We start from the raw sequence: 21555 nt of genomic DNA on the forward strand, positions 1-21555 counted from the left end.
GAACGGTTGTTTGCAGCAGGTACTTGTGGAAAAAACGCCGCGTATCTGCGAAAATAATAGGGATAAGCATTTCAACAAGGCGGTGTTAGACGTTGGCGGAGAAGACGGAACGTAGAATGGACGATACGGAAGAAAACGGCGGCAAAATAAAGCTGACCGCGGAGGAAAAGGCGGCCGAGCAGGAACGGATCGTAAAGGCGATTGCGGCGGAGCTGTCGCTGCCTCTGACGAAGGTGAAAGCGGCTGTCGGCCTGCTTGATGAAGGGAATACGATCCCGTTTATCGCCCGGTACCGCAAAGAGATGACCGGAGAGCTCGATGAGAACGAACTGCGCTTTGTTGAAGAGCGGCTCGGCTACCGGCGCAATCTGGAAGAGCGCAAGCGCGAAGTGATCCGGCTCATCGACGAGCAGGGCAAACTTACGGACGAGCTGCGCCAAGGAATCGTGGCCGCTTCCAAGCTGCAGGAAGTGGAGGACTTGTACCGCCCTTACCGGCAAAAACGTAAAACCCGCGCTTCCGTAGCCAAGGAGCGCGGGCTGGAACCGCTCTCGCAGTGGCTGCTGAGTCAGCCGCGGCAGGGCGATCCGCTTGCGGAAGCGGCCCGGTATGTCGATGAGGATAAAGGAGTAGCGACGGCGGAAGAAGCGCTGCAGGGCGCGATGGACATATTGGCGGAAGGCGTCGCCGACGATGCCCGCATCCGCGCCTGGGTGCGCAAGTTTACGTTTGAGCAAGGGCTGCTCCGCACGGAAGCGAAGGACGATTCCGTAGAATCGGTTTATGAAATGTACTACAACTACCAGGAGCCGGTACGCCGGCTGCCGCCGCACCGGGTGCTTGCCATTAACCGCGGGGAGCGCGAAGAGGTGCTGCGCGTAAACTTGGAAGTACCGGCGGACCGGATTCATGACTATATCGGGCGCCAGCTGCTGCGCGGCGGGACGGCTGCGGCGGTGCGCGACTTGCTTGAACGCATGATCGAGGATGCGTACAAAAGGCTGATCAGCCCTTCAATCGACCGCGAAGTGAGGGCCGAGCTGACGGAGAAGGCGGAAGAGCATGCGATCGGCATCTTTTCGGCCAACCTGCGCAATTTGCTGCTTCAGCCTCCCGTGCGCGGCCGGGTTGTGCTCGGCGTCGATCCCGCTTACCGGACAGGGTGCAAGCTGGCCGTCGTCGACGAGACCGGCAAGCTGCTGGAAGTGGCCGTTACTTACCCTACCCCGCCTAATAACAAGGTGGCGGAAGCGGAGCGCATCATTAACGGTTTGATCGATAAGCACGAGGTGCAGCTGATCGTCATCGGCAACGGAACCGCTTCGCGCGAGACGGAGCAGTTTATCGCCGAGCTGATTAAAGGGCGCGCACGCGAAGGTAAAGACGCCGGGGCGAAGCTGCAGTACATTATCGTGAATGAGGCCGGCGCGAGCGTCTATTCCGCTTCCAAGCTGGCGCAGGACGAGTTCCCGGCACTGGACGTCGCCGAGCGCAGCGCCGTTTCCATAGCGCGCCGTCTTCAGGATCCGCTGGCGGAGCTCGTGAAGATCGAGCCGAAGGCGATCGGCGTCGGCCAGTACCAACACGACGTCAGCCAGAAGCGGCTTGACGAGACGCTTGGCGGCGTCGTCGAATCGGCCGTCAACCATGTCGGCGTCGACGTCAATACCGCTTCGGCGTCGCTGCTCTCGTATGTGGCCGGCATCAACGCGACGACGGCGAAAAATATCGTGAAATACCGGGATGAGAAGGGCAAATTCAGCGCCCGCTCCGAACTGCAGAAAGTGCCGCGGCTGGGCGCCAAAACGTACGAACAGTGCATCGGCTTCATCCGTATTCCCGAGGGCTCTCAGCCACTGGACCAGACGCCGATTCATCCCGAATCTTACGGGGTGGTCGAGGGACTGCTCCGCAGCGTCGGATTGGACGCCGGCCAAATCGGCAGCGAAACGCTGCGCTTGAAGCTTGCGGAAGCGGACATCGCCGCGCTGGCGGCGGCGCTTAAGGTCGGGGAACCGACGCTGAAAGATATTGTGGACAGCCTGCTGCGGCCCGGACGCGACCCGCGCGAGGAGCTGCCGGCGCCGATTTTCCACACCGACGTGCTCAATATCGAGGATTTGATGCCGGGGATGGAGCTGCACGGCACGGTGCGCAACGTCATTGACTTCGGCGCTTTCGTCGACATCGGCATCAAAAACGACGGACTCGTCCACATTTCCCAGCTGAGCGACCGCTTCGTCAAGCATCCGATGGACGTCGTGTCCGTCGGCGACACGGTAACGGTGTGGGTGCTGAACGTCGATCTGAAAAAAGGCCGCGTCGGTCTCACGATGCGCAAGCCGAATTAAGCCACGAACCCAAAAAGGGCGCTTCCGCAACGGTCAGTTGCAGGAGACGCCCTTTTCCTTTTACAGCGGCATAATGCTATTTACGCCTTTACAGGCTAGCGGAATCCTCTTCCTTCGGACGCTTCGTCCGGTAAAAATACCAGCAATCGTTAAGCAGCCGGATTTGCCGGCGGTCCTTCGTCTGGAATGCGCGCATCAATTGATTGCACAGCCACTGCGGCATGCGCATCGTCCTCCTCCCGGGCCGTACTAGGTACGTTTTAGCATATGGGAGAAGGCGGGCGTCTGTGCAGGTCCATCCCGAAGCCGGGCGCACCGGAGGCACGTTGCCGGAACACTCCGGCATCGCTGGGGCTGCTTCAGAAGAATGCGCATCGTTCGTCGTTTCGTCATTAATGGTCCGCAGGCTGCTTCCTATTTCAAATTTCTTCCTCGTACCACTGCTCCAGCTGCGCCTGCAGAGCGCGGATTTCGGTCAGCAGCGAAATAAGCGGGTACGATTTTTCTTGAATCGCCGCAAATCCCCGTTCAAGCTCATTGATGTAGTCCATTCCGGATACAATAATGATGGAGCTGTCGTGCAGCTCGACTTCCGAGCATTCCGCGACGACGTACGGCAGGGCGGGCACGTTGCCGGCCGTAAGCTTGTCCAGCTCCTTGTGGAGGCGCAGATTAAGCGCGCTCAGCTGGTAAGCGTGGGATGCCGGCATTTCAACAAAAGAAAGCTGGCCGTCCCGGTTCAACAGGACATAACGCATAGTAGGCATCTGAATAATATCTCCCCTCGGGCAGCGGCGCCGTTTTAAGCCGGTTGGCTGAAGCGGTTGCCGTTCACGGTTCCGTAATTCCTACTTGACAGTTTAGCGTAAGAAGGCTTTAAAATTCAAGTAGCGGACAATCGCTTCGCCGATGCTGCCAACGGTTTTGTCGATTCGGCAAATTGTGCCAATTCTTAACAATTGTTTTTGCTGCCAGCAAAAACCGAAGGGGACTATTCATGAACGATGAAGCGCTTCAGATGTGGGTGGAAAAAGTGTCCTTGAACAGTTTCGGGCTGCCGTTCCGGCACCGGGCCCGTTTCAACCGCAGACTGACTGCGACAGGAGGAAGGTACTTTACGAAGTCGCACGATATTGAGATCAGTCCGCATCAGCTGGAAGCGTTCGGCATTGAGGAAACCGAGCGTATTATCAAGCACGAGCTTTGCCATTACCACTTACATATTTTGAAAAAAGGGTTCCGCCACCGGGACGCGGACTTCAAGGAATGGCTGCGCAAGGTCGGCGGGTCAAGGTACTGCCAGTCGCTTCCCCAGCGGGCGCAGCGCAAGCCGCTGCCGGTCAAATACAAGCTGATTTGCCGCAGCTGCAACTTGGAATATCCGCGCAAGCGCAAGGTCGATCCGAGCCGCTTTTTATGCGGAAAATGCCGGGGGAAATTAATTTTGGTAAATGCTTGACTTGAAAAAGCAATCATGATAAATTATTTCTTGTCGCTAAGACGTTCCCTGATAGCTCAGTTGGTAGAGCACTCGACTGTTAATCGAGTTGTCACAGGTTCGAGTCCTGTTCGGGGAGCCATATTTGGAGAGATACCCAAGTGGCTCAAGGGGACCCTCTGCTAAGGGGTTAGACTGCGCAAGTGGTGCGAGGGTTCGAATCCCTCTCTCTCCGCCATTTTTCTTTGATTGTAACGGAAGAGGCCGTTCAATGTACCGGTCTTTTTTTATTGCCTTCGCTCCGGTTGGGGAGGGGGACATTCATCGGTCGGCAACGAAGCGGAAAAAACTTCTTGCAAAGAAGATCCGATGCTGTTATAATCACTTTTGTTGCCTGATGGCTTGTCCGTAAAGGCGGCAAAGCGGCACTCATTGTTTTTGTCCGGCCCGTTGGTCAAGGGGTTAAGACACCTCCCTTTCACGGAGGTAACAGGGGTTCGAATCCCCTACGGGTCACCATACCCGAGCCATTAGCTCAGTTGGTAGAGCACCTGACTTTTAATCAGGGTGTCGAAGGTTCGAGTCCTTCATGGCTCACCATTTGCTTCTTCCTCAGAAGTAAATGTATAATAAGCAAGCAGCATTCAATATTTGCGGTCGTGGTGGAATGGCAGACACGCTATCTTGAGGGGGTAGTGGGCGTACGCCCGTGGAGGTTCGAGTCCTCTCGACCGCATGATAATGAAACGAATGAAAACCTTTGCCGCGGCAAAGGTTTTTTTTTGTAAATTAAAAAAGTGTATAGTTTCACGCTTATACTTTCTTATATTTCACCGTGAAACGTATGCTCGCCCGTTAAGACGGCGGCAGCCGTTGCTGCTTGACATAATAGAACTTATAAATTTACGGGGTGAGAGTTGTCTTTCACCTCGTTTTTGCTTTTAGTTATGGCGCAGGGTTTGGGACAATAATGTGACTTCTTGAGCGATAACGAACCCTACAATCATTATTTCATCAAAAAACAACCCAACCGAGTCGATAGGAATCGAATAGTGACGCTACGATTCGTTAGAGCTTGGAACAGGATTAATATGGACAAATAACGATGACTCGGTTCGTAAGAACGCACCGGCCCCCCAGCAAACCAAACTGTCCGATAGCAGAACAATTCCTCCGCTTGCGTATGCCATTCGGTTGAATTCTTAGCCGAAGGCAAGGGTTAGAACGCGTTGCGGAAATTTGGCGAAACTCCGGCGCCGCTCCGCTTCGTTCACATCTCACACCGCACCGGACATTACAGCGCGGGTCAAGGATGTTTAGGTAAAAACCGTAGCCCAACGCTCTTCCGACATATAACCAAAGCCATGTTCTTTCGCATCTTTACCGAACACAAGCTCCATTTGTGACTGTTCTTCAAATTTTAATGCATTCAATTCGAAATTCGGATTCGCTTTATGGATCGCATCCGTGATCGCTCCTGGAGACTCTTTGTTGCCGGTCGAGGCTTCACGCCCTGAGCGCAGCCGGCCATCGCGAAAATCTGTTGTTTTCCTGAAAGTGCAGACGGACGGCGGATGCCTGGTATCCTGCCGGATTACGCAAATTGTTCTTCAAACTGCCTGTAAAATTCAGGGCGCATATCTTTCCGGTTGCGGTTGTGGCCGTTGTCGCGTATATATTTCAAATAATCGAGATTAAGGTCGCCGACGATGACGGATTCATCATTAGGCTCGCCCTGCTTAATGATGCCGTTCGCCGTCCCGATCATCGGTTGAATCGGAGCATAGATGCCGCTTTGTCCCGTGAACGTAAACGCGTAAGGAAGATGAGGCGGAAACGGAACCGCGCCGATTAAGTGGCTGTTGACGACAAATACCTGATTTTCGCTTGCTCGGGCTTGTGAAAACAGGATGTTGCGCGATCTTCCCCATTCATCCAAACAAGCGGTCGGCGCAAGAATGACATCGGCCCCCAGCTTGCTCAATATGCGGGCGACTTCCGGAAAGGAACTGTCATAGCAGACCGATACGCCGAACTTCACTCCATCCGCCTCAAAGACGCTCAATCTGCTGCCCGGCGTCGTCATCTCTTTGTTGTATACCAGCTCGTACGAAGGGTGGATTTTATTTTGAACATGCACGTGTCCGTCCGGCAAAAACACAAAAGCCGTGTTATAATAACGGTCTTCCGAATCGTCGTAAGCGAAGTGGGAACCGGCGGCTAGCATGATGCCGTACTCCTTGGCAAGCTTGGAACATACCTCTTTAACGGGCGATGTATAGGTTTTGGCAAAATGCTCAAAAGCCTTTTTCACTTCCGCATCGGTGTCGCCCCGGTACGCTTCGAGGGTCATCAGTTCCATCGTAAAAAATTCCGGCAGAAGAAGCAGCTTTGCCCCTTGAGCGACAGCCGATTCCACGTGCCCCCTGATATGATCTTCAAATTCGGAAAATGATTTCAGCATCTTTACTCTATACTGACTGGTAGCGACTTTCATGGATCGGTTCTCCTTTCGATTCGGCGGTATGACTTAAACTGCGCAAAAACTGCACCATACGCGGGGACGGATTTCCGAAGATGTCCTCCGGATGGCCATCCCTCGTAATTTTGCCGTCCTCCATAAACAGCACCCGGTCGGATACGTTGCGCGCGAAATTCATCTCATGCGTAACGACAACCATCGTCATTCCTTCGCGCGCCAGATTGACCATAATTTCCAGAACCTCATGCACCAGTTCCGGATCGAGCGCGGATGTCGGCTCGTCAAACAAGATGACTTTCGGTTCCATGGCGAGCGCTCTTGCGATTGCAACGCGCTGCTGCTGTCCGCCCGACAGATTGGCGGGATATTCGTTAATTTTTTCCAGCATGCCCACCTTTGCAAGAAGGCTTCTTGCTTTGGCTTCCGCTTCGGAACGCGGTATCTTTTTGACGATACATGGGCCTTCGATAATGTTTTGCAGCACTGTTTTGTTCGGCCAAAGATTAAATTGTTGAAATACCATCCCGACGTCGGTTCGCAGCCAGCTAAGCCGCATTTGCGAAAGAAAGGTCAGCTTGCCCTTGGCGTTGGTTTGGTAAGAAACGGATTTGGAGCCCACGGTTATGTTTCCTGCGGAGGGCACTTCCAGCAAATTGATGCAGCGCAGGAGGGTGCTCTTTCCCGCCCCGCTGGGGCCGATAATGGAAACAACCTGCCCTTCCTCGATATCGAGGTCGATATCGCTCAGCACTTGTTTCCCTTTGAAACTTTTTTGCAGCCGGCGGATTCGAATCATCTATGTCCCTCCTCTACTTCTTGTTCATTCGCAGTTTCTTTTCGATAAAAGTCTGGAACAGCATGATGAGGCTGGTCATCGTCAAGTAGACGGCGCCCGCGACTCCAAGCGTTTCGGCTACGCTGTAGGTACTGTTGTATGCTCGCTGAGCGGCCAGCATCAAATCGGGCACCGTAATAATGGAAACTTGAGCCGATTCCTTGAGCATGATGACGCAGTTGTTAATATAAGGAGGGGTAATGAGGCGGACTGCTTGCGGAATCGTAACCCGAACCATTTTCTGAATCGGAGTCATGCCGACCGCTTCCGCCGCTTCGAGCTGTCCCTTGTCTACCGACAAGAGACCCGCCCGAATGATTTCCGATTTGAAGGACCCGGAGTTGATCGACATCGCAGCCAAGCCGGCAATGAAAGCCGGCAGCTTGATGTCAAACGGAGTGGCATAATATAGCCAGAACAGCGTCAGCATCAATGGCGTTCCGCGGAACACCCACACGTATACAGACGCGGCTCCGCGGAACAACGAGATGCTGGAAAGCCGAAGCAAGGCGATAAAATACCCTAATATTGTGGCGCATATTATGGCCAGTATTGAGATTTGAAACGTGGTCCACGCGCCTTCCAGATACAACCGCCAGTAGCTCGAAATAATGTCCCATTGCATTTGCACTCACTCATTTTCTTTTAAGTTAGGTCCGTTTAATTATTCAGGGAACGCCCCGCCGATCCATTTGTTCGCCAGATTATCGACCGTGCCGTCTTTTATTTTCTCTTGTACGAATTCATCCAGAACGGCTTTGAGCTCCGGCTCATCTTTGCGCAGTCCGATTCCCATTTCTTTAGTGGCATATACGTTGCCAATAATTTTAAGACGGTCTTTGCCTTTATCGTTCTTAATGAAGTCTGCTGCGGCAATTTTTCCAAGCGCATACACATCAATTCGTCCGGCTTTCAAATCGGTGAACGCTTCCGCGTTTCCGGGATATTCTTTCAGTTCCTTGTAGCCGCCGATTCCTTGGACGACGGTATGCGAGCCCGAGCCGCCGATGACCCCGACAACAAGCCCTTCAAGCTTGCTTACGTCGGTAGCGGTCGTATTCGTTTCTTTCACGACCGCAATGACACCGTCTTGACCGTATTTTTCGGAAAAATCGATCGATTTCTTCCGCTGGTCAGTAGCGAGCAGTCCGGACATGACAAGATCGAACTTGCCGGCCGTAAGTCCCGGAATAAGACCCGAAAGATTGCCCGGCACGAACTCCACTTCAACCCCGAGCTTCTCCGCAAGCATTGTGCCGAGCTCGATATCGAGACCGTCCAGCTTCCCCTGCTCATTCATAAATGTAATCGGCCGGTAATTTCCGCTTGTGGCGATGATCAGCTTTCCTCTTTTTTTAATCTCTTCCAAGGCGTTCGTTTCTCCTGAGCCCGCTGTACCGGCACTTTCTCCGGCCGCTTGTTGGGCATCCGCCGGCTTGGCGGCATCGCCCCCCGTTTTTCCGCCTCCGCAAGCGGCAATCAGCCATAATGAGGCAATGGTCAAAAGCAAAATCGTTTTTCTCATCTTCAACTCTCCCTTTATATGATGTTTCGACTTTCTGTGTAATAATATATAACACAAAAATCGGGGCGGCATTGTAATTCTACTACAAAAGAATACGAGGATTTTGTTAATTTAAAACAAGAATAGATCCGAAGGCGTCGCAGAATGGAGATTTGATGTTATAATTTCTATCATACCAATGATGAACGGGTGATGATATGAATACGATAACCGTCGAAAAGCTGATTGCGAATAAACCTTTTTTATTCGAAGAAAACCCGATTATCAGCGGCCGGGGAGGGCTGAAGCGGTATATTACGAATATCAATGTGATGGAGGTGCCGGATGTTTATCGCTGGGTTCGCGAGGGCGACTTGCTGCTTACAACGGCGTTCTCGATTAAAGATAATGAACAGGCGCAGGAAGAGCTTATTCCCAAATTATCTGAAGCCGGGATTGCCGCGATCGGCATAAAAACAGGGCGCTACCTCAAACAGGTTCCCGAGCGGATGATCGAAATGTCGGAGAAGTACGATTTTCCGATCTTGAGTCTTAATTTCAACATCGGATACTCCCAGACGATCTCGGAAGTGCTGAATGAAATTATGAATCAAGAAGCGAAATGGCTGTCGGAGCTTCATCTGAAGATTCAACTGTTGACGAAAACGGTCATGATGGGCGAAAACATGCGGACGATCGTGGAAACGATTGCGCAATGCATGGAGATGAATGCCGCCATTTTGCTGCATACGAACGAATCGTTTTCAACGGATGCGGCCGTTCGCTTTAAATGGCCCGACCTCAGCAGGATGACCCCATCTGCATCAGGGGAGGATGGGTTCCTGCGGGCGTACAGGCTGGAAGGCGATTCGGAGAAGGATGCGTGTTATTTTCCGATCGAAAGAAACAGCGAGGTCGTCGCTTACTTGGTTTGCTGGAGTTCCGGTACCCATTGGAGTGAGTATACGTTGTTTTTGCAGCATGCCGTGGCATTATTAACGCTGTATTTGACCAAGCAGCAAGCTTTACACGATATTGAAGACAGCCACAAGGACAAATTTCTGAAAATGTGGGTACTCGGTGAAGTTTCGGATCGGCAAACGATCGTACTCAATGCCGCAATCGTAGGGATGCAGCTTAGAAACCATTATTATGTTTGTATAACCTCCAAGATTGGCGCCGTCGCTTATAAAGATTACGCCCGCCTCCGTTCACTTCTTGTCATGCAAGGCATCATTCTGGTGTCCCTTGGCAGCGAATGGGTGCTGCTTGTGCCGGCAGAAGGGGCTTCCGGAAGCAAGGAAAGCTTTGGCCGGTTATTGTCCGATTTGCGGCAGACGTTAAAGCAGCCTTTTATCCGTATGGGAATTAGTGAAATAAAGTCGTTTATTTCCGTTCATGAAGGGTATCAGGACGCGCTTCAGGTTCTGGAGCTCGGTTCAATCATTCAACCTGATGAGCCTATTTGCAGATTTGAGAATCTGGGCATGTACCCGATCGTACATCTGCTTGCCGATCAAAAAGGAATTAACAAGCGGTTATTTAAAATGATTGAGCCTCTGTATGACTATGACCTGAAAAACCAGTCCAAACTGGTGGAAACGCTCAGCGTCTTCCTGCGGCATGACGGAAATGTCAAAGAAGCGGCTGCCAAGCTGTTCTGCCATTATAATTCCGTCTTGTACCGTCTTGAAAAAATACAATGCCTGCTGAAATTGGATCTTAAAGATCCCGAAACGAAATTTCAGCTCCAGCTGGCGCTGCGGGTATTCGAATACGGCAAAATAAAAGGGAACCTTTAACATCAAGGTCCCCAATGAATGGTATGCTTCGTGTAGCCAAGCTGCGGGCTGATGAGCTCGATCGTATCGCCATCCTTGCCGTACTGAGGGTTAGCCGGCGTTCCGGTTAAAATGATATCCCCTTCGCGCAGCGTCATGATGTCCGAAATATGGGAGACGAGCCAATGAGCGGAGAACAGCATCTGACTTGTGTGATCTCGTTGGACGAGTACTCCGTTCACCCGCATTTCCAGTGTAACGTCGCAAGGGTCAATTTCTTGCACGAGAGGGCCGACCGGAGTAAGCCGGTCAAACATCTTGAACCGTCCCGTATCAAAATGGGCGCTGGCGGTCATATCATTGACAAGCGCATAGCCTGCGACAATGGAAGGAACATCCTTTTCCGTAATATGCTTCGCGTCTTTACCGATGATAACGGCCATTTCCACTTCACAAATGATTTCAGACAATGATAAGGGCAGATGAATATGTTCATCTGTCGTTAAGCTCTCCGGAGATTTCAAAAATAAAAAAGGATCCTCCGAATGCGTAATGCCTTTCTCGGCCCTGAAAGCTTTGAAGTTCGGACCGACACCGATGATTTTACGTGTTTTGCTGATCCAATGCTCGATCGACAAGGTAATCCCCCTTGGAACGTCGTCGTAAACGAAACGATTTTTCCAACAATTATACCAGAGATTTCTTGATCTTGAAGCTAATCATTTTCAACGACAATTTTTCCGATCGAATTTCCGGCTTCCAGTAAAGAATGGGCTTTTCGCAATTGCTGCGCATCAATCGGAGAAAGTCGTTCCTTCAGCGTCGTTTGGGTCTGGACGCCGTACCGATAACGGCCAGCCCGGCCCATTTCGCCAATTGGGTGGCAATCGATCCGACTCCGCCTGCAGCGCCGATGATAAGAATCGTTTTATTTTTATTTTCATTCGGATCGCGGCTGATGTTCAGACGATCGAACAGCGCCTCGTATGCGGTAATTGTTGTTAATGGAAGCGCGGCGGCTTGTGCGAAATCCAGCGATGCCGGCTTTTTCCCTGCGATCCTCTCGTCTACAAGATGGAATTCGCTGTTACAGCCCGGTCTCGTAATGTCGCCGGCGTAATAGACCTCTTCGCCCGGTTGAAATAACGTGCAATCCGCGCCAACCTCCTCAACAATTCCCGCCGCGTCCCAGCCTAAAATTTTCGGGCTTTCCTCAATCTTTTCTTTGGGCGAACGAACCTTGTAATCAACGGGATTTACGGCAACCGCTTTCACTCGAACGAGCAAATCCCGGCCCGTGACGCGCGGTTTTTCAACTTGCAGATCGAGGAAGCTTTCCGGATCATCGACAGGCAGATAACGATACAAACCGACGGCTTTCATCAATGCCATAGTGTCCACTCTTCCTTTCTTATTGTGAAAGATTATAAGCACAGCGGCGAATCAATGGGCCGGTGTTTTTTGTGCGCCGCTCTCTGTTATACTAGTACAAACAATAATTTTTTGTAAGTATGCACATTTTTGATATATAGGATACTTTTTTACCACAGATAGAATTTATAAATTTCGCAGTTGCGAAAATCAAATTCTATCTTGGCGATAAAACCTACCTTTAAACGCGGTCGCTCATCCCTGAGAGGCCTCGATAGAGGTTTTCTCGTACTAATAGGGGAGAGAGAGGCCGCAAAAGGTTTGAATTGTAACATCCGCTGTTATCGTTATAATAAAAAGAGTGACCAAATTTACGGCAAAGAAGCGTGAACGGATGAAAATAAGCATTGCTTTCTCAAAATGGACAGCCGGTATATCGGAGCTGCAGATCGCATTGCTGAAGTTAAGAGCGCTCTATCTGGTGTCGGGGCTGGCCGGCGGAATGCTGGCGCCCTACTTGACGACTTTATTTATTCATCAAGGCTTTTCCGGCCAGCAGGCAGGATGGAGCATGGCGATCGGCACCTTCGCATCGGTCATTGTACAGCCTCTGTGGGGAATGATTGTCGACCGCTACAGGCGCACCCGTCTGGTGCTGGGCTTAAGCTTGGCCGTACCGGCGGTGCTGGTCTTCTTTTATAATACAAAGGTGTTTGCCGTAGCGGTGCTGGTTTATACGGTCTCAACGATATTTTCGGCTACGCAGCCGCCGATTGCCGATTCGTACGCCGTTGCGACAGCCCGCGCCGCCGGCACGTCATACGGAACGATCCGTTCCCTGGCGAGCCTCGGCTACGCCCTGGGGGGATTTGCGGGCGGGATTTATTTGTCCTATTTCCAGATCACTTCGCTGTGGGTCCCCTATATGATCCTCGCTTTTCTCGGTGTGCTCGCCGTCTGCACGCTGCCCGAACAGACGGATCGGTACGTCGTATCGATGTCTTTCTCGGAAGGCTTGAAGAAGCTTGCCCGCAACAAAAGCTTTCTTGTTTTTCTCGGGGGCTGCTTCCTTGTCAATCAAACGCTGACGGCATTCAATTCGTTTTTCGTATTCGCCTTTCAATCGATCGGCGGTTCGTTCCGGCTCTCCGGCGTCGCGCTTCTGATCGCTTCGATTACGAATGTGCCGGCCATGCTGCTCGCCGCGTTTGTGATCCGAAAGATAGGCCGTGAAAAAATGCTCATGCTGGCGGCGGTCGCCTATATTTTACGGTGGGGGATCCAATGGCTGTTCCCCGTTCCTGCCGTTATGATCGGCATTCAAGTGCTGCACGGGCTGTCGTTCGGCTTCTTTTATATCGCCGCCGTTGAATTTGTTGCAGCGACGGCCGGCAAGGAAATGCAGGCGACGGGACAAAGCGTGTTCAATATGGTGTTTGCCGGTTTTGCCGGCATTATCGGCAATCTGCTGAACGGCTATTTAATTGAAGCGGGAGGCGTGCCGCTGATGCATCTGTCGTGCACGGTCAGTGCCGCTCTCGGCGCGCTGCTGCTCTGCATCGTCGTCGCCGATTCCCGGAAAGCCGCTGTTCCTTCTGCCGGCGGTAATCGATCAGCGTGAAATAGAACGGCTGCAAGCTGTGCGGACCCAAGGTCCGCGGCTTGCAGCCGTTCTTTTTTCCGAAGATAAGGTTCCCTGGCTTGCAGCCGTTTTTCGCTTGTCACGATGAACGTGCGGACAAAAAAAGCGACCCGCAAAAAGAGCGGGCCTAATCGGAATGGGAGATGCTAGCGGTTTTTGTCGAATCAACGCAAGCGTGGAGATGGGCCGGAAAGACGAAGGTCTTCAATTCGTCTTACATATAAAGTAAGGTGATCGAAAGGAAGAAAAAGAAAGATTAGTAAGAGAAACATATATTTGAGGAAAAGGGAATTCAATATTGTTGAATGATAGCGCTTTCTAATCCCCTAGAATCTGTATATTAATGAAAAGTTATTAATAACTATAAATTCTGAAAATTTTTTATATTCTAATTTAGAAAATGATGCTACAATTGGACAATGTAAAAAGTGATTACCAAAAACAGGGAGGCGTGAGTAGTGGGGAAATCGTTGAAATGGTTGTCGCTCATTGTCATTTTATCGCTGGTGGGAATCATGATTGCTGGGTGTTCCTCATCGAATTCCGGCGGGGGGAATACGAATGAATCAACGAATACTTCGACCGGAACGACAAATACCTCAACAACAACGGAGCCGCCTGCCGCTGCGGCAAACGAGCCGGTGGACGGAGGGACGCTGACGGTCAGCACCTTCTCGGATATCGTGAACGTTAACCCGATCTTTGTGCAGGATACCGCTTCCGGGGACGCGGGCTACTTCCTGTACTCGAACATTTACGACTTCGACAGACAAGGGAACGTAGCGGTCGAACCGTGGTCGCTTGCCGCAGAGCTGCCGCAAATTTCCGCAGACGGCAAAGAGTACGTCGTCAAGCTGAAAAATACGGCCAAATGGAGCGACGGCCAGCCGGTAACCGCCCAAGACGTCAAATTCACCTTCGATACGATCAAAAATCCCGACGCCGGCGCTCCCGGCATCAGCCTGGTCGACAAGGTGGCCCAAATCGACGTCGTCGACGACTACACGGTCAAATTTACGATGAAGCAAGTCTATGCGCCGTTCCTGAACGTGCTTGTTGCGGCGGTCGTACCGGCTCATATATTGAAGGATGTGCCGGTGAAGGAGCTCGTGTCGAATCCTTACGGCACCGATCCGGCGAAGACGGTTACGAACGGCCCGTGGAAATGGTCGGAATGGAAGCAGAAGCAATATATCAGCTTTGACGCCGATCCGAACTACTGGGGCGAGAAGAAGCCGCATATTTCCAAAATCATCTACAAAATTTATGCGGATCAAAATACCGAGGTTCAAGCGCTGATGAAAGGGGACGTCGACCTTACCCAGGCGATCCCGGTTACCCAGGTTGAAGCGGTGAAAAATAAAGGCGGAATCAACGTCATTTTGCAGCCGGGACCGCAGTATGAATATTTGGGCTTCAACTTTAAAGCGGACAACTTCCCGGACAAATTCGTACCGTTCACGGGGCAAAAAACGAGACAGGCGATCGCGTACGCGATCAATCGCCAAGGCATGGTCGATAATGTGCTCAAAGGCACCGGCAAGCTGATGAACGCGCCGTTCCTGCCGGGCTCGTGGGCCGATCCGGCCGATTCGGTCGTCAACTATGATTACAACGTCGAGCAGGCGAAGAAACTGCTGGCCGAAGACGGATGGGTAGCCGGCGAGGACGGCATTTTGGCCAAGGACGGTCACCGCTTCTCGTTCGAGCTGCAGTACAACTCCGGCAACAGCCGCCGTGAGCAGGTTTCCGCCATTATCCAGCAAAACTTGAAGGATGTCGGCATCGAGGTCAAGCCGAAGGCGATCGACTTCTCCTCCTGGGTAGAGCAAAATCTGACGCCGGGCAAATACGAGGCGATCTTGCTGGCCTGGTCGCTGAACAATCCCGATCCGGACGGTGAGAGCACGTTCTCGAGCAAATACTTCCCGCCGAACGGCCAAAACCAAGGCTTCTACAAAAACGAGAAACTCGACCAGCTTTGGGTGGACGGTTACTCCACGGTTGACCAGGAGGCCCGGAAAAAAGTATACGCCGAGGTGGGCAAAGAAATCAGTACCGACCTGCCGTACGTATTCCTGTACCAATACGGCTTGCCGGAAGGAATCGGTTCACGCGTGAACTATGCGGAGGAAGACGCTCCGGAGCCGACGCTTCCTTACGGGTACTTCTTCCACATCATCAACTGGTGGGTCAAATAGTCGTTTACAACAGCGTAAGTGCAACCTGGGGAGGGATACATCCCTCCCTTTTTTGCCATTCAAAATGATAGGCGCTTTCCAATCGAGCAAGCAAAGGGGAATCGGTTGCGGATGGTTTTTGCCTGCCCGAAAGCGGGTACTTGTTTAATAAGCCGTTTTGATTGAGGTTTACGCTTACGATGCGGGTTTTGCCATTTAAGCAAAACCTTTAGGAGGTTACCGTAATGACCGAATATCTGATCCGCCGGATCATTCAGTCGGTAGTTGTTCTTTTTCTGATTACGCTGGTTACATTCGGTCTTATTCACGCCGCGCCGGGCGGACCGACGCAAATTTTTTTATCGCCGGGATTATCGCAGGAAGCCGCTAAAATTCAAGCCCATAACCTCGGTCTGGACAGGCCGGTGTACATCCAATATATCCGCTGGCTGGGCGATCTGCTGCAGGGCGATTTGGGCTATACGTTCAAAAATCATATCCCCGTAGGGAAAATACTGTGGCCGACCGTCGGCAACACCATCGTGCTGATGGGGGCGGCATGGATTTTGTCGCTGGTCATCGCGATTCCTTGGGGCATTTATAATAGTACCGTCGAATACGGCTTCTCCGACCAGACCGCCTCCTTTATTTCTTACGTCGGGTTTGCGATGCCTACGTTCTGGTTCGGCATTTTGCTGCAGGAGCTGTTCTCGCTTCGGCTGGACTGGCTTCCGCTCTCCGATATGTGGACGATGGGAAAGGAAGGCAACCTCGGCGATTTGTTTATGCACCTGATCCTGCCGGTAACGGTGCTGACGCTCGGGTTTCTGGCCTCGTACGTCAAATATGCGCGCGCGAGCATGCTCGAGGTGCTGGAACAGGATTATATCCGTACGGCCCGCGCCAAAGGCGTCAAGGAAACACGGGTCGTATTCCGCCATGCGCTGCGGAACGCGCTCATTCCGATCATTACCGTGCTCGGGCTCGATTTATCGATCCTTGTCGGCGGTGCGGCGCTTACTGAAAATGTATTCAATTGGCCCGGTATGGGGCGCTTGTTCGTGGAAATGGCCATGTCGCGGGAGTATTCGGTGCTGATGGCAATCACCATTGTTGTCGCCGTCATGGTCGTCGTCGGCAACCTGATCGCCGACATTTTGTATGCGATCGTTGATCCGCGCGTACAGCTGGGACGCAGAGGAGGGAACTTGTCATGAGCAAAGCCGATCTCCAGGACAATCCCGTTGTTTCCCCTTCGGGAACCGGAGCGGTGCAGCAAACCAGCGTGTCCCGGCCGGGCAAAAGGCCGCCCGGGCCGTGGCGGACGATGTGGTCGAAGTTTTCGCGCAACGGCTATGCGATGACCGGGCTCGGCATTATCGTCCTGTTCGTGCTGGCGTCGTGCGCCGCTCCGCTGCTGACACCGTACGATCCCGCCAAAATCGATCTGCTCTACGCGAATTTGCCGGTGGGCGCGGACGGCCATCTGCTCGGAACCGACGAGCTGGGCCGCGATATTTTTGCGCGGCTGCTGTACAGCGGCCGCGTATCGCTGCTGGTCGGTTTTCTCGTCGCAATCGTCGCCGTTCTGATCGGCTCTTTTGTCGGCGCGGTTTCCGGCTACTTCGGGGGCTGGGTTGACACCTGCCTGATGCGGCTGGTCGATGTAATGAACTCGATTCCGCTGCTGTTTCTGAACATTCTCATTTTGGCCATTTTCGGCTCCAAGTTCAGCTATATGATTCTCATACTGGCTTTTACCGGTTGGATGAGCGTTTCCCGTCTCGTGCGGGGCACCTTTTTGCAGCTGCGGGAAATGCAGTATGTGGAAGCGGCCCGGGCGATCGGCGTGTCGAGCTGGGGCATTATTTTCCGCCACTTGCTCCGCAATGCGAGCTTTCCGATCGTCGTGAACGCGACGCTTATGGTAGGGGGAGCGATATTGAGCGAGTCGGCGCTGTCGTATCTGGGGCTTGGCATTCAAGCGCCTCAGACGAGCTGGGGGCTGATGCTCAGCAACGCGCAGGAGTTTATGCTCATTGATCCGCTGCAGGCGCTTTATCCCGGTCTTTGCATACTCATCGTCGTGCTTGCGGTGAACTTTGTCGGGGACGGTGTCCGCGATGCGCTCGATCCGCGGCAAAAAATGCATCTTTCGCAAAGGAGGCTGAACAAATGGCGCAAAAGCTTCTCGAAATCGAAAATCTGACCGCCGCGTTCCGCTCGCAGAAAGACTGGGTGAAGGCGACCGACAACGTGTCGTTTTCGTTGGATACGGGACAGACCCTGTGCATCGTCGGCGAGTCGGGAAGCGGCAAAAGCGTCACTTCGTTGTCCATTATGCGCCTCATCGACTACGCGGGCGGCGTCATTATGGAAGGCAGCATCCGCTTTAAAGGAGAGGAACTGGCGAGCAAAGAGCAGCAGGAGATGATCGGAATCCGCGGCAACAAGATCGCCATGATTTTTCAGGACCCGATGTCGGCGCTCAATCCCGTCTTTACGGTCGGGGATCAGATCGCCGAAAGCGTGCAGCTGCATCAGAACAAAAGCCGGGAAGAAGCGTGGAAAGCGGCGGTGGAAATGCTGCGCCTCGTCGGAATTCCTTCGCCGGAAATCCGGGCCGGACAGTATCCCCATGAGCTGTCGGGCGGGATGTGCCAGCGCGTCGTCATCGCCATCGCGCTCGCCTGCAGCCCGGAGCTGCTCATTGCCGACGAGCCGACGACCGCTCTTGATGTGACCGTGCAGGCGCAAATTCTCGATCTGCTGCTGCGGTTGAAGGAAGAAATGGGCATGTCGATTCTGCTCATTACGCACGATATGGGCGTTGCGGCGGAAATGGCGGACCGCATCGCCGTCATGTATGCGGGCGCGATTGTGGAAGAAGGATTGGCGTCCGAATTGTTCCGCAGCCCGTCCCATCCTTATACGGCCGGTCTGCTGCGCTCCATTCCCGGTCTTGAAGGCGATCGCGGCGAGGAACTGTACACGATTCAAGGAACCATTCCGCCGATCAGCCAGCTTCCATCCGGATGCCGCTTCCATCCGCGCTGCCCTTATGTGATGGACCGCTGCCGAAATCAGGATCCCGGTTTCTTTCGTTTGGGGGACGATCATAAAGCGGCCTGCTGGCTCTATGACGAATCTGTCTCTGCCGGTTCCGCCCAGACCGGGAACAAAGTGACCGTCAAGTTTGGCGTGCGCGACAAACAGAATGCCGTGAAACGGGGGGAACGGATATGAGCGTGCAGCAAGCGGAGCAGCAGCTTCTTGAAGTGCGGCATTTGAAAAAATATTTTCCGATCAAAAAAGGACTGCTGAACCGGGTTGTCGGACAGGTGAAAGCGGTCGATGGCGTCAGCTTGTCGATCCGAAAGGGCGAGACGTTCGGCTTGGTCGGCGAATCCGGGTGCGGCAAGTCGACGCTTGGCCGCGTCATTTTGCAGCTGCAGCGGGCGACCGAAGGGGACGTCATCTTCGACGGCACCAATGTGACCGGGCTTGGACACGCGGAGATGCGCAGGATGCGCGAGCGGATGCAAATTATTTTTCAGGATCCGTTCGGCTCGCTCAATCCGCGCTTTCTGGTACGGGATTTGATCGCGGAGCCGCTGCGGATTCACCGCAAAATGACGGCACGCCAGATGGACGACCGCGTCGTGGAGCTGATGGAGCTGGTCGGACTCGATGCGTCCAGGCGCAACCGGTATCCGCACGAATTTTCCGGCGGACAACGCCAGCGGATCGGCATTGCGCGCGCGATTGCGCTGAGTCCCCAATTTATTTTGGCGGATGAGGCGGTATCCGCGCTCGACGTGTCCGTTCAGTCGCAGGTGCTCAACCTGCTGCGGAAGCTGCAGAAGGAGCTGGGGCTGACGTTTCTGTTCATTGCCCACGGCTTAAACGTTGTCCGCCACATTTCCGAGCGGGTCGGCGTCATGTACCTCGGCAAGCTGGTGGAGGTAGCCCCGACCGAAGCGCTGTTCGCCGCGCCGCGACACCCGTACACCGCCGCGCTTCTCTCTTCGATCCCGCGGCCGGAACCGGACCGCAAACGGGAGCGGATCGTGCTGCAGGGGGACGTTCCGTCGCCGGCCAACCCGCCGTCCGGCTGCCGCTTTCACCCGCGGTGCCCGTTGGCCGCTGAGAGATGCCGGATCGAGGAGCCGCTGCTGCTGCAGGACGAGTCGGGCCGGGCTGTCGCCTGCCACTTTCCGCTGTCATAAGGTAAAGTTTTTTGTTTTTTCTTTTGTCCGCTCGGCATGGTTGGTCTGGTACGGCATAGGATGAGTAGAGGAGAAGCGGTTTGGTCCATAATGTCCAATCATCAGGAGGGGAACACCGATGGGAATCCATGTTGATGCCGATCCGTTGACTTCGCTCACCGGTCCGTTTATGACGGTCGTTATGATCGCAGTCGCCGTCATTGTGGCAGCCGGCTTGTTCCGCACGCTTCATCTCTGGAACCGGAACAACAAGCAGCCGGTGCTGTCCGTTCGCGCCCTTGTTGTGGGCAGGCGGTTCGAGGCGCAAACCCGCCGCCACAGCGGCGACGATAATGCGTCTCAGCAGACGCAATCTTATACGTACTATGTAACATTCGAAGTGGAAAGCGGCGACCGGATGGAGTTTGCGATCGAAGGGCGCAATTACGGCTTGATCGCCGAGGGCGATCTAGGAAAATTGACGTTCCAGGGAACGCGCTATTTCGGGTTCGATCGCGACAACAACAGGCTCGGCCAGATGGGCTGAGCCTGTATTTGGAGACCATTATAGGAGACCATTAGAACATACGGGAGACGTATGTTTTTTTGTTTGGACGCATGGCGCATGAAGCCCCGCGATAATAATCGGACTGCCGGCTTTAGAACAGCAGACTGAGAAACTCTTCCATCGTAATCGGACCGAACGTATACGAAATATCGCTGCCTGCGAGTGCATCTTTAACCGCGTCCGCGTCGTAACGGACACCGATCAGCTTCTCCGTCACTTCCGAAACTTCGCCAAGACCGAAGAAGTCGCCGTATACGACGGCTTCGGCAATTTTGCCGTCGATGACATTCAATCTTGCGTCGAATGTTCCGGCGGAGAACCGTTTGACCTGGCGCATATTAAATGCGGGCGAACGTCCGTAATTCCAATCCCAGTTGCGGTACCGCCGCTCGGCAATTTGCAGCACGCCTTCCCAATCGGCTTCGTCAAGCTCATAGGAAGTTGCGTCCTTTCCATTATATATAGCCTCGAGCAGCTTGGCCTTAAACTGCTCGACCGTGAGCGATTCGCTCAAAAATTCGGAAATATTGGCCACGCGGCTGCGCACCGATTTCGTCGACTTCGATTTGAATTTTTCGGGATTGACATTAAGGGCGGAAGAAACGTGCTCGATGTTGGAGTTGAACAGCAGCGTGCCGTGCGTAAACATCCGGCCGCGTGTGGCGAATTGGGCATTGCCGGAAATTTTGCGCTCCCCGACCTGAATATCGTTGCGGCCCGTCAGCTCCGCCTCGACGCCAAGCGAATGGAGCGCTTTAATAACGGGCTCTGTAAATTTGCGGTAATTGCGGAATGATTGACCGTCATCTTTCGTTATAAAGCTGAAGTTCAGGTTGCCGGTGTCGTGATAGACCGCTCCGCCTCCCGAAAGACGGCGGACCACTTGAATGCCGTTTGCTTCCACATATTCGGCATTGATCTCTTCGACGGTGTTCTGGTTTTTGCCGATAATGACGGAAGGTCCGTTAATATAAAAAAGCAAATAGTCGTTGTGTTCAGGCAGCTTACGGAGAATATATTCCTCAAGCGCCAAATTAAGCGACGGATCGTGGATATTGCGGTTGTCCACAAACAGCATAAGTTGTTCCCCCTTAGGCTATGAATAGTTCCACTTTATTACAACCGTGGATGCGCTGCAACAAGGGTCTGTTTCATTCTCATTGACAGGGGACACAAAACCGCATTAAATAAGAAT

At 53.1% G+C, this 21555-nt stretch carries 18 protein-coding genes, 5 tRNA genes and 1 pseudogene; 15 read left to right on the forward strand and 9 right to left on the reverse strand.

Annotated elements, in window-relative coordinates:
* The first annotated feature begins 116 nt into the window (after nucleotides 1-116).
* Nucleotides 117-2351 (forward strand): Tex family protein, encoded by a 2235-nt coding sequence (locus VN24_RS15390; RefSeq protein WP_045671114.1) that lies wholly within the window; start codon nucleotides 117-119, stop codon nucleotides 2349-2351.
* A gap of 88 nt (nucleotides 2352-2439) precedes the next feature.
* On the opposite strand, the gene cmpA is transcribed toward VN24_RS15390, so the two are convergent.
* Both cmpA and VN24_RS15395 read right to left on the reverse strand, forming a co-directional pair.
* Nucleotides 2440-2574: a cortex morphogenetic protein CmpA gene (gene cmpA, locus VN24_RS27420; protein WP_148505255.1), complete on the reverse strand. Its 135-nt coding sequence runs from the start codon at nucleotides 2572-2574 to the stop codon at nucleotides 2440-2442.
* A 196-nt stretch (nucleotides 2575-2770) separates the two neighbouring features.
* The gene (locus VN24_RS15395) at nucleotides 2771-3118 is read right to left on the reverse strand and encodes a hypothetical protein (RefSeq protein WP_045671115.1); all 348 of its coding nucleotides are present in this window, start codon (nucleotides 3116-3118) and stop codon (nucleotides 2771-2773) included.
* Nucleotides 3119-3348: 230 nt separating this feature from the next.
* On the opposite strand from VN24_RS15395, the gene VN24_RS15400 reads away from it, so the two are divergent.
* From VN24_RS15400 to VN24_RS15425, 6 genes are all read left to right on the forward strand, one after another.
* Nucleotides 3349-3810, forward strand: a complete 462-nt coding sequence (locus VN24_RS15400; RefSeq protein ID WP_045671116.1) for a SprT family protein — start codon at nucleotides 3349-3351, stop codon at nucleotides 3808-3810.
* A 45-nt stretch (nucleotides 3811-3855) separates the two neighbouring features.
* Nucleotides 3856-3931: transfer RNA gene (locus VN24_RS15405), tRNA-Asn, on the forward strand.
* 5 nt (nucleotides 3932-3936) lie between these two features.
* Nucleotides 3937-4027: transfer RNA gene (locus VN24_RS15410), tRNA-Ser, on the forward strand.
* 206 nt (nucleotides 4028-4233) lie between these two features.
* Nucleotides 4234-4308: transfer RNA gene (locus VN24_RS15415), tRNA-Glu, on the forward strand.
* A gap of 5 nt (nucleotides 4309-4313) precedes the next feature.
* Nucleotides 4314-4389 (forward strand) — tRNA-Lys (locus VN24_RS15420).
* Between the two features lie 53 nt (nucleotides 4390-4442).
* Nucleotides 4443-4525: transfer RNA gene (locus VN24_RS15425), tRNA-Leu, on the forward strand.
* 858 nt (nucleotides 4526-5383) lie between these two features.
* Here VN24_RS15425 and VN24_RS15430 read toward each other — a convergent pair.
* From VN24_RS15430 to VN24_RS15445, 4 genes are read right to left on the reverse strand one after another with little or no spacing between them, the layout of a single operon-like run.
* Nucleotides 5384-6286, reverse strand: coding sequence for a nitrilase-related carbon-nitrogen hydrolase (locus VN24_RS15430; protein ID WP_045671117.1), 903 nt, complete (start codon nucleotides 6284-6286; stop codon nucleotides 5384-5386).
* Entirely contained in the window at nucleotides 6261-7067 is an 807-nt protein-coding gene (locus VN24_RS15435; RefSeq protein WP_045671118.1) for an amino acid ABC transporter ATP-binding protein, read from the reverse strand. Before VN24_RS15435 ends, VN24_RS15430 begins: the two co-directional genes overlap by 26 nt.
* 13 nt (nucleotides 7068-7080) lie before the next feature.
* Complete coding sequence (locus tag VN24_RS15440; protein WP_045671119.1) at nucleotides 7081-7731, reverse strand: amino acid ABC transporter permease; 651 nt, start codon at nucleotides 7729-7731, stop codon at nucleotides 7081-7083.
* A 39-nt stretch (nucleotides 7732-7770) separates the two neighbouring features.
* Nucleotides 7771-8631, reverse strand: coding sequence for a substrate-binding periplasmic protein (locus VN24_RS15445; RefSeq protein ID WP_045671120.1), 861 nt, complete (start codon nucleotides 8629-8631; stop codon nucleotides 7771-7773).
* A 197-nt stretch (nucleotides 8632-8828) separates the two neighbouring features.
* Between VN24_RS15445 and VN24_RS15450 the strand changes: the two genes are divergently transcribed.
* Entirely contained in the window at nucleotides 8829-10412 is a 1584-nt protein-coding gene (locus tag VN24_RS15450; RefSeq protein WP_045671121.1) for a PucR family transcriptional regulator, read from the forward strand.
* Between the two features lie 2 nt (nucleotides 10413-10414).
* Here VN24_RS15450 and VN24_RS15455 read toward each other — a convergent pair whose 3' ends face one another.
* Complete coding sequence (locus tag VN24_RS15455) at nucleotides 10415-11029, reverse strand: fumarylacetoacetate hydrolase family protein (RefSeq protein ID WP_238590706.1); 615 nt, start codon at nucleotides 11027-11029, stop codon at nucleotides 10415-10417.
* A gap of 193 nt (nucleotides 11030-11222) precedes the next feature.
* Nucleotides 11223-11774 (reverse strand): annotated as a pseudogene (locus VN24_RS15460) (zinc-binding alcohol dehydrogenase family protein); the annotation flags it as partial.
* Between the two features lie 382 nt (nucleotides 11775-12156).
* Here VN24_RS15460 and VN24_RS15465 point away from each other — a divergent pair.
* From VN24_RS15465 to VN24_RS15495, 7 genes are all read left to right on the forward strand, one after another.
* Complete coding sequence (locus VN24_RS15465; protein WP_045671122.1) at nucleotides 12157-13383, forward strand: MFS transporter; 1227 nt, start codon at nucleotides 12157-12159, stop codon at nucleotides 13381-13383.
* 536 nt (nucleotides 13384-13919) lie between these two features.
* Nucleotides 13920-15605, forward strand: coding sequence for an ABC transporter substrate-binding protein (locus VN24_RS15470; RefSeq protein WP_045673354.1), 1686 nt, complete (start codon nucleotides 13920-13922; stop codon nucleotides 15603-15605).
* A 224-nt stretch (nucleotides 15606-15829) separates the two neighbouring features.
* Nucleotides 15830-16801, forward strand: coding sequence for an ABC transporter permease (locus tag VN24_RS15475; RefSeq protein ID WP_045671123.1), 972 nt, complete (start codon nucleotides 15830-15832; stop codon nucleotides 16799-16801).
* Nucleotides 16798-17793 (forward strand): ABC transporter permease, encoded by a 996-nt coding sequence (locus VN24_RS15480; RefSeq protein WP_045671124.1) that lies wholly within the window; start codon nucleotides 16798-16800, stop codon nucleotides 17791-17793. The genes VN24_RS15475 and VN24_RS15480 overlap by 4 nt, the downstream gene beginning before the upstream one ends.
* Nucleotides 17760-18830, forward strand: coding sequence for an ABC transporter ATP-binding protein (locus VN24_RS15485; RefSeq protein ID WP_045671125.1), 1071 nt, complete (start codon nucleotides 17760-17762; stop codon nucleotides 18828-18830). The genes VN24_RS15480 and VN24_RS15485 overlap by 34 nt, the downstream gene beginning before the upstream one ends.
* A complete protein-coding gene (locus tag VN24_RS15490) occupies nucleotides 18827-19813 on the forward strand; it encodes an ABC transporter ATP-binding protein (RefSeq protein ID WP_045671126.1) in 987 nt (328 codons plus the stop codon). The genes VN24_RS15485 and VN24_RS15490 overlap by 4 nt, the downstream gene beginning before the upstream one ends.
* Nucleotides 19814-19931: 118 nt before the next feature.
* The gene (locus tag VN24_RS15495) at nucleotides 19932-20339 is read left to right on the forward strand and encodes a DUF2500 domain-containing protein (protein ID WP_052702985.1); all 408 of its coding nucleotides are present in this window, start codon (nucleotides 19932-19934) and stop codon (nucleotides 20337-20339) included.
* Nucleotides 20340-20451: 112 nt separating this feature from the next.
* Here the strand turns inward: VN24_RS15495 and VN24_RS15500 are convergent, their stop codons facing one another.
* A complete protein-coding gene (locus VN24_RS15500) occupies nucleotides 20452-21438 on the reverse strand; it encodes a lipoate--protein ligase (protein ID WP_045671127.1) in 987 nt (328 codons plus the stop codon).
* Nucleotides 21439-21555 lie beyond the last annotated feature (117 nt).

This window comes from Paenibacillus beijingensis (assembly GCF_000961095.1).
Taxonomy (GTDB): domain Bacteria; phylum Bacillota; class Bacilli; order Paenibacillales; family Paenibacillaceae; genus Paenibacillus_O; species Paenibacillus_O beijingensis.

Bases quoted from the DNA above. Each gene is read 5' to 3' on its own strand.
- VN24_RS15490 (WP_045671126.1), top strand. From the start codon at position 18,827: ATGAGCGTGCAGCAAGCGGAGCAGCAGCTTCTTGAAGTGCGGCATTTG.
- VN24_RS15450 (WP_045671121.1), top strand. From the start codon at position 8,829: ATGAATACGATAACCGTCGAAAAGCTGATTGCGAATAAACCTTTTTTA.
- VN24_RS15480 (WP_045671124.1), top strand. From the start codon at position 16,798: ATGAGCAAAGCCGATCTCCAGGACAATCCCGTTGTTTCCCCTTCGGGA.
- VN24_RS15445 (WP_045671120.1), bottom strand. From the start codon at position 8,631: ATGAGAAAAACGATTTTGCTTTTGACCATTGCCTCATTATGGCTGATT.
- VN24_RS15430 (WP_045671117.1), bottom strand. From the start codon at position 6,286: ATGAAAGTCGCTACCAGTCAGTATAGAGTAAAGATGCTGAAATCATTT.
- VN24_RS15435 (WP_045671118.1), bottom strand. From the start codon at position 7,067: ATGATTCGAATCCGCCGGCTGCAAAAAAGTTTCAAAGGGAAACAAGTG.
- VN24_RS15390 (WP_045671114.1), top strand. From the start codon at position 117: ATGGACGATACGGAAGAAAACGGCGGCAAAATAAAGCTGACCGCGGAG.
- VN24_RS15400 (WP_045671116.1), top strand. From the start codon at position 3,349: ATGAACGATGAAGCGCTTCAGATGTGGGTGGAAAAAGTGTCCTTGAAC.
- VN24_RS15500 (WP_045671127.1), bottom strand. From the start codon at position 21,438: ATGCTGTTTGTGGACAACCGCAATATCCACGATCCGTCGCTTAATTTG.
- cmpA (WP_148505255.1), bottom strand. From the start codon at position 2,574: ATGCCGCAGTGGCTGTGCAATCAATTGATGCGCGCATTCCAGACGAAG.
- VN24_RS15475 (WP_045671123.1), top strand. From the start codon at position 15,830: ATGACCGAATATCTGATCCGCCGGATCATTCAGTCGGTAGTTGTTCTT.
- VN24_RS15470 (WP_045673354.1), top strand. From the start codon at position 13,920: ATGATTGCTGGGTGTTCCTCATCGAATTCCGGCGGGGGGAATACGAAT.
- VN24_RS15440 (WP_045671119.1), bottom strand. From the start codon at position 7,731: ATGCAATGGGACATTATTTCGAGCTACTGGCGGTTGTATCTGGAAGGC.
- VN24_RS15465 (WP_045671122.1), top strand. From the start codon at position 12,157: ATGAAAATAAGCATTGCTTTCTCAAAATGGACAGCCGGTATATCGGAG.
- VN24_RS15485 (WP_045671125.1), top strand. From the start codon at position 17,760: ATGGCGCAAAAGCTTCTCGAAATCGAAAATCTGACCGCCGCGTTCCGC.
- VN24_RS15395 (WP_045671115.1), bottom strand. From the start codon at position 3,118: ATGCCTACTATGCGTTATGTCCTGTTGAACCGGGACGGCCAGCTTTCT.
- VN24_RS15495 (WP_052702985.1), top strand. From the start codon at position 19,932: ATGGGAATCCATGTTGATGCCGATCCGTTGACTTCGCTCACCGGTCCG.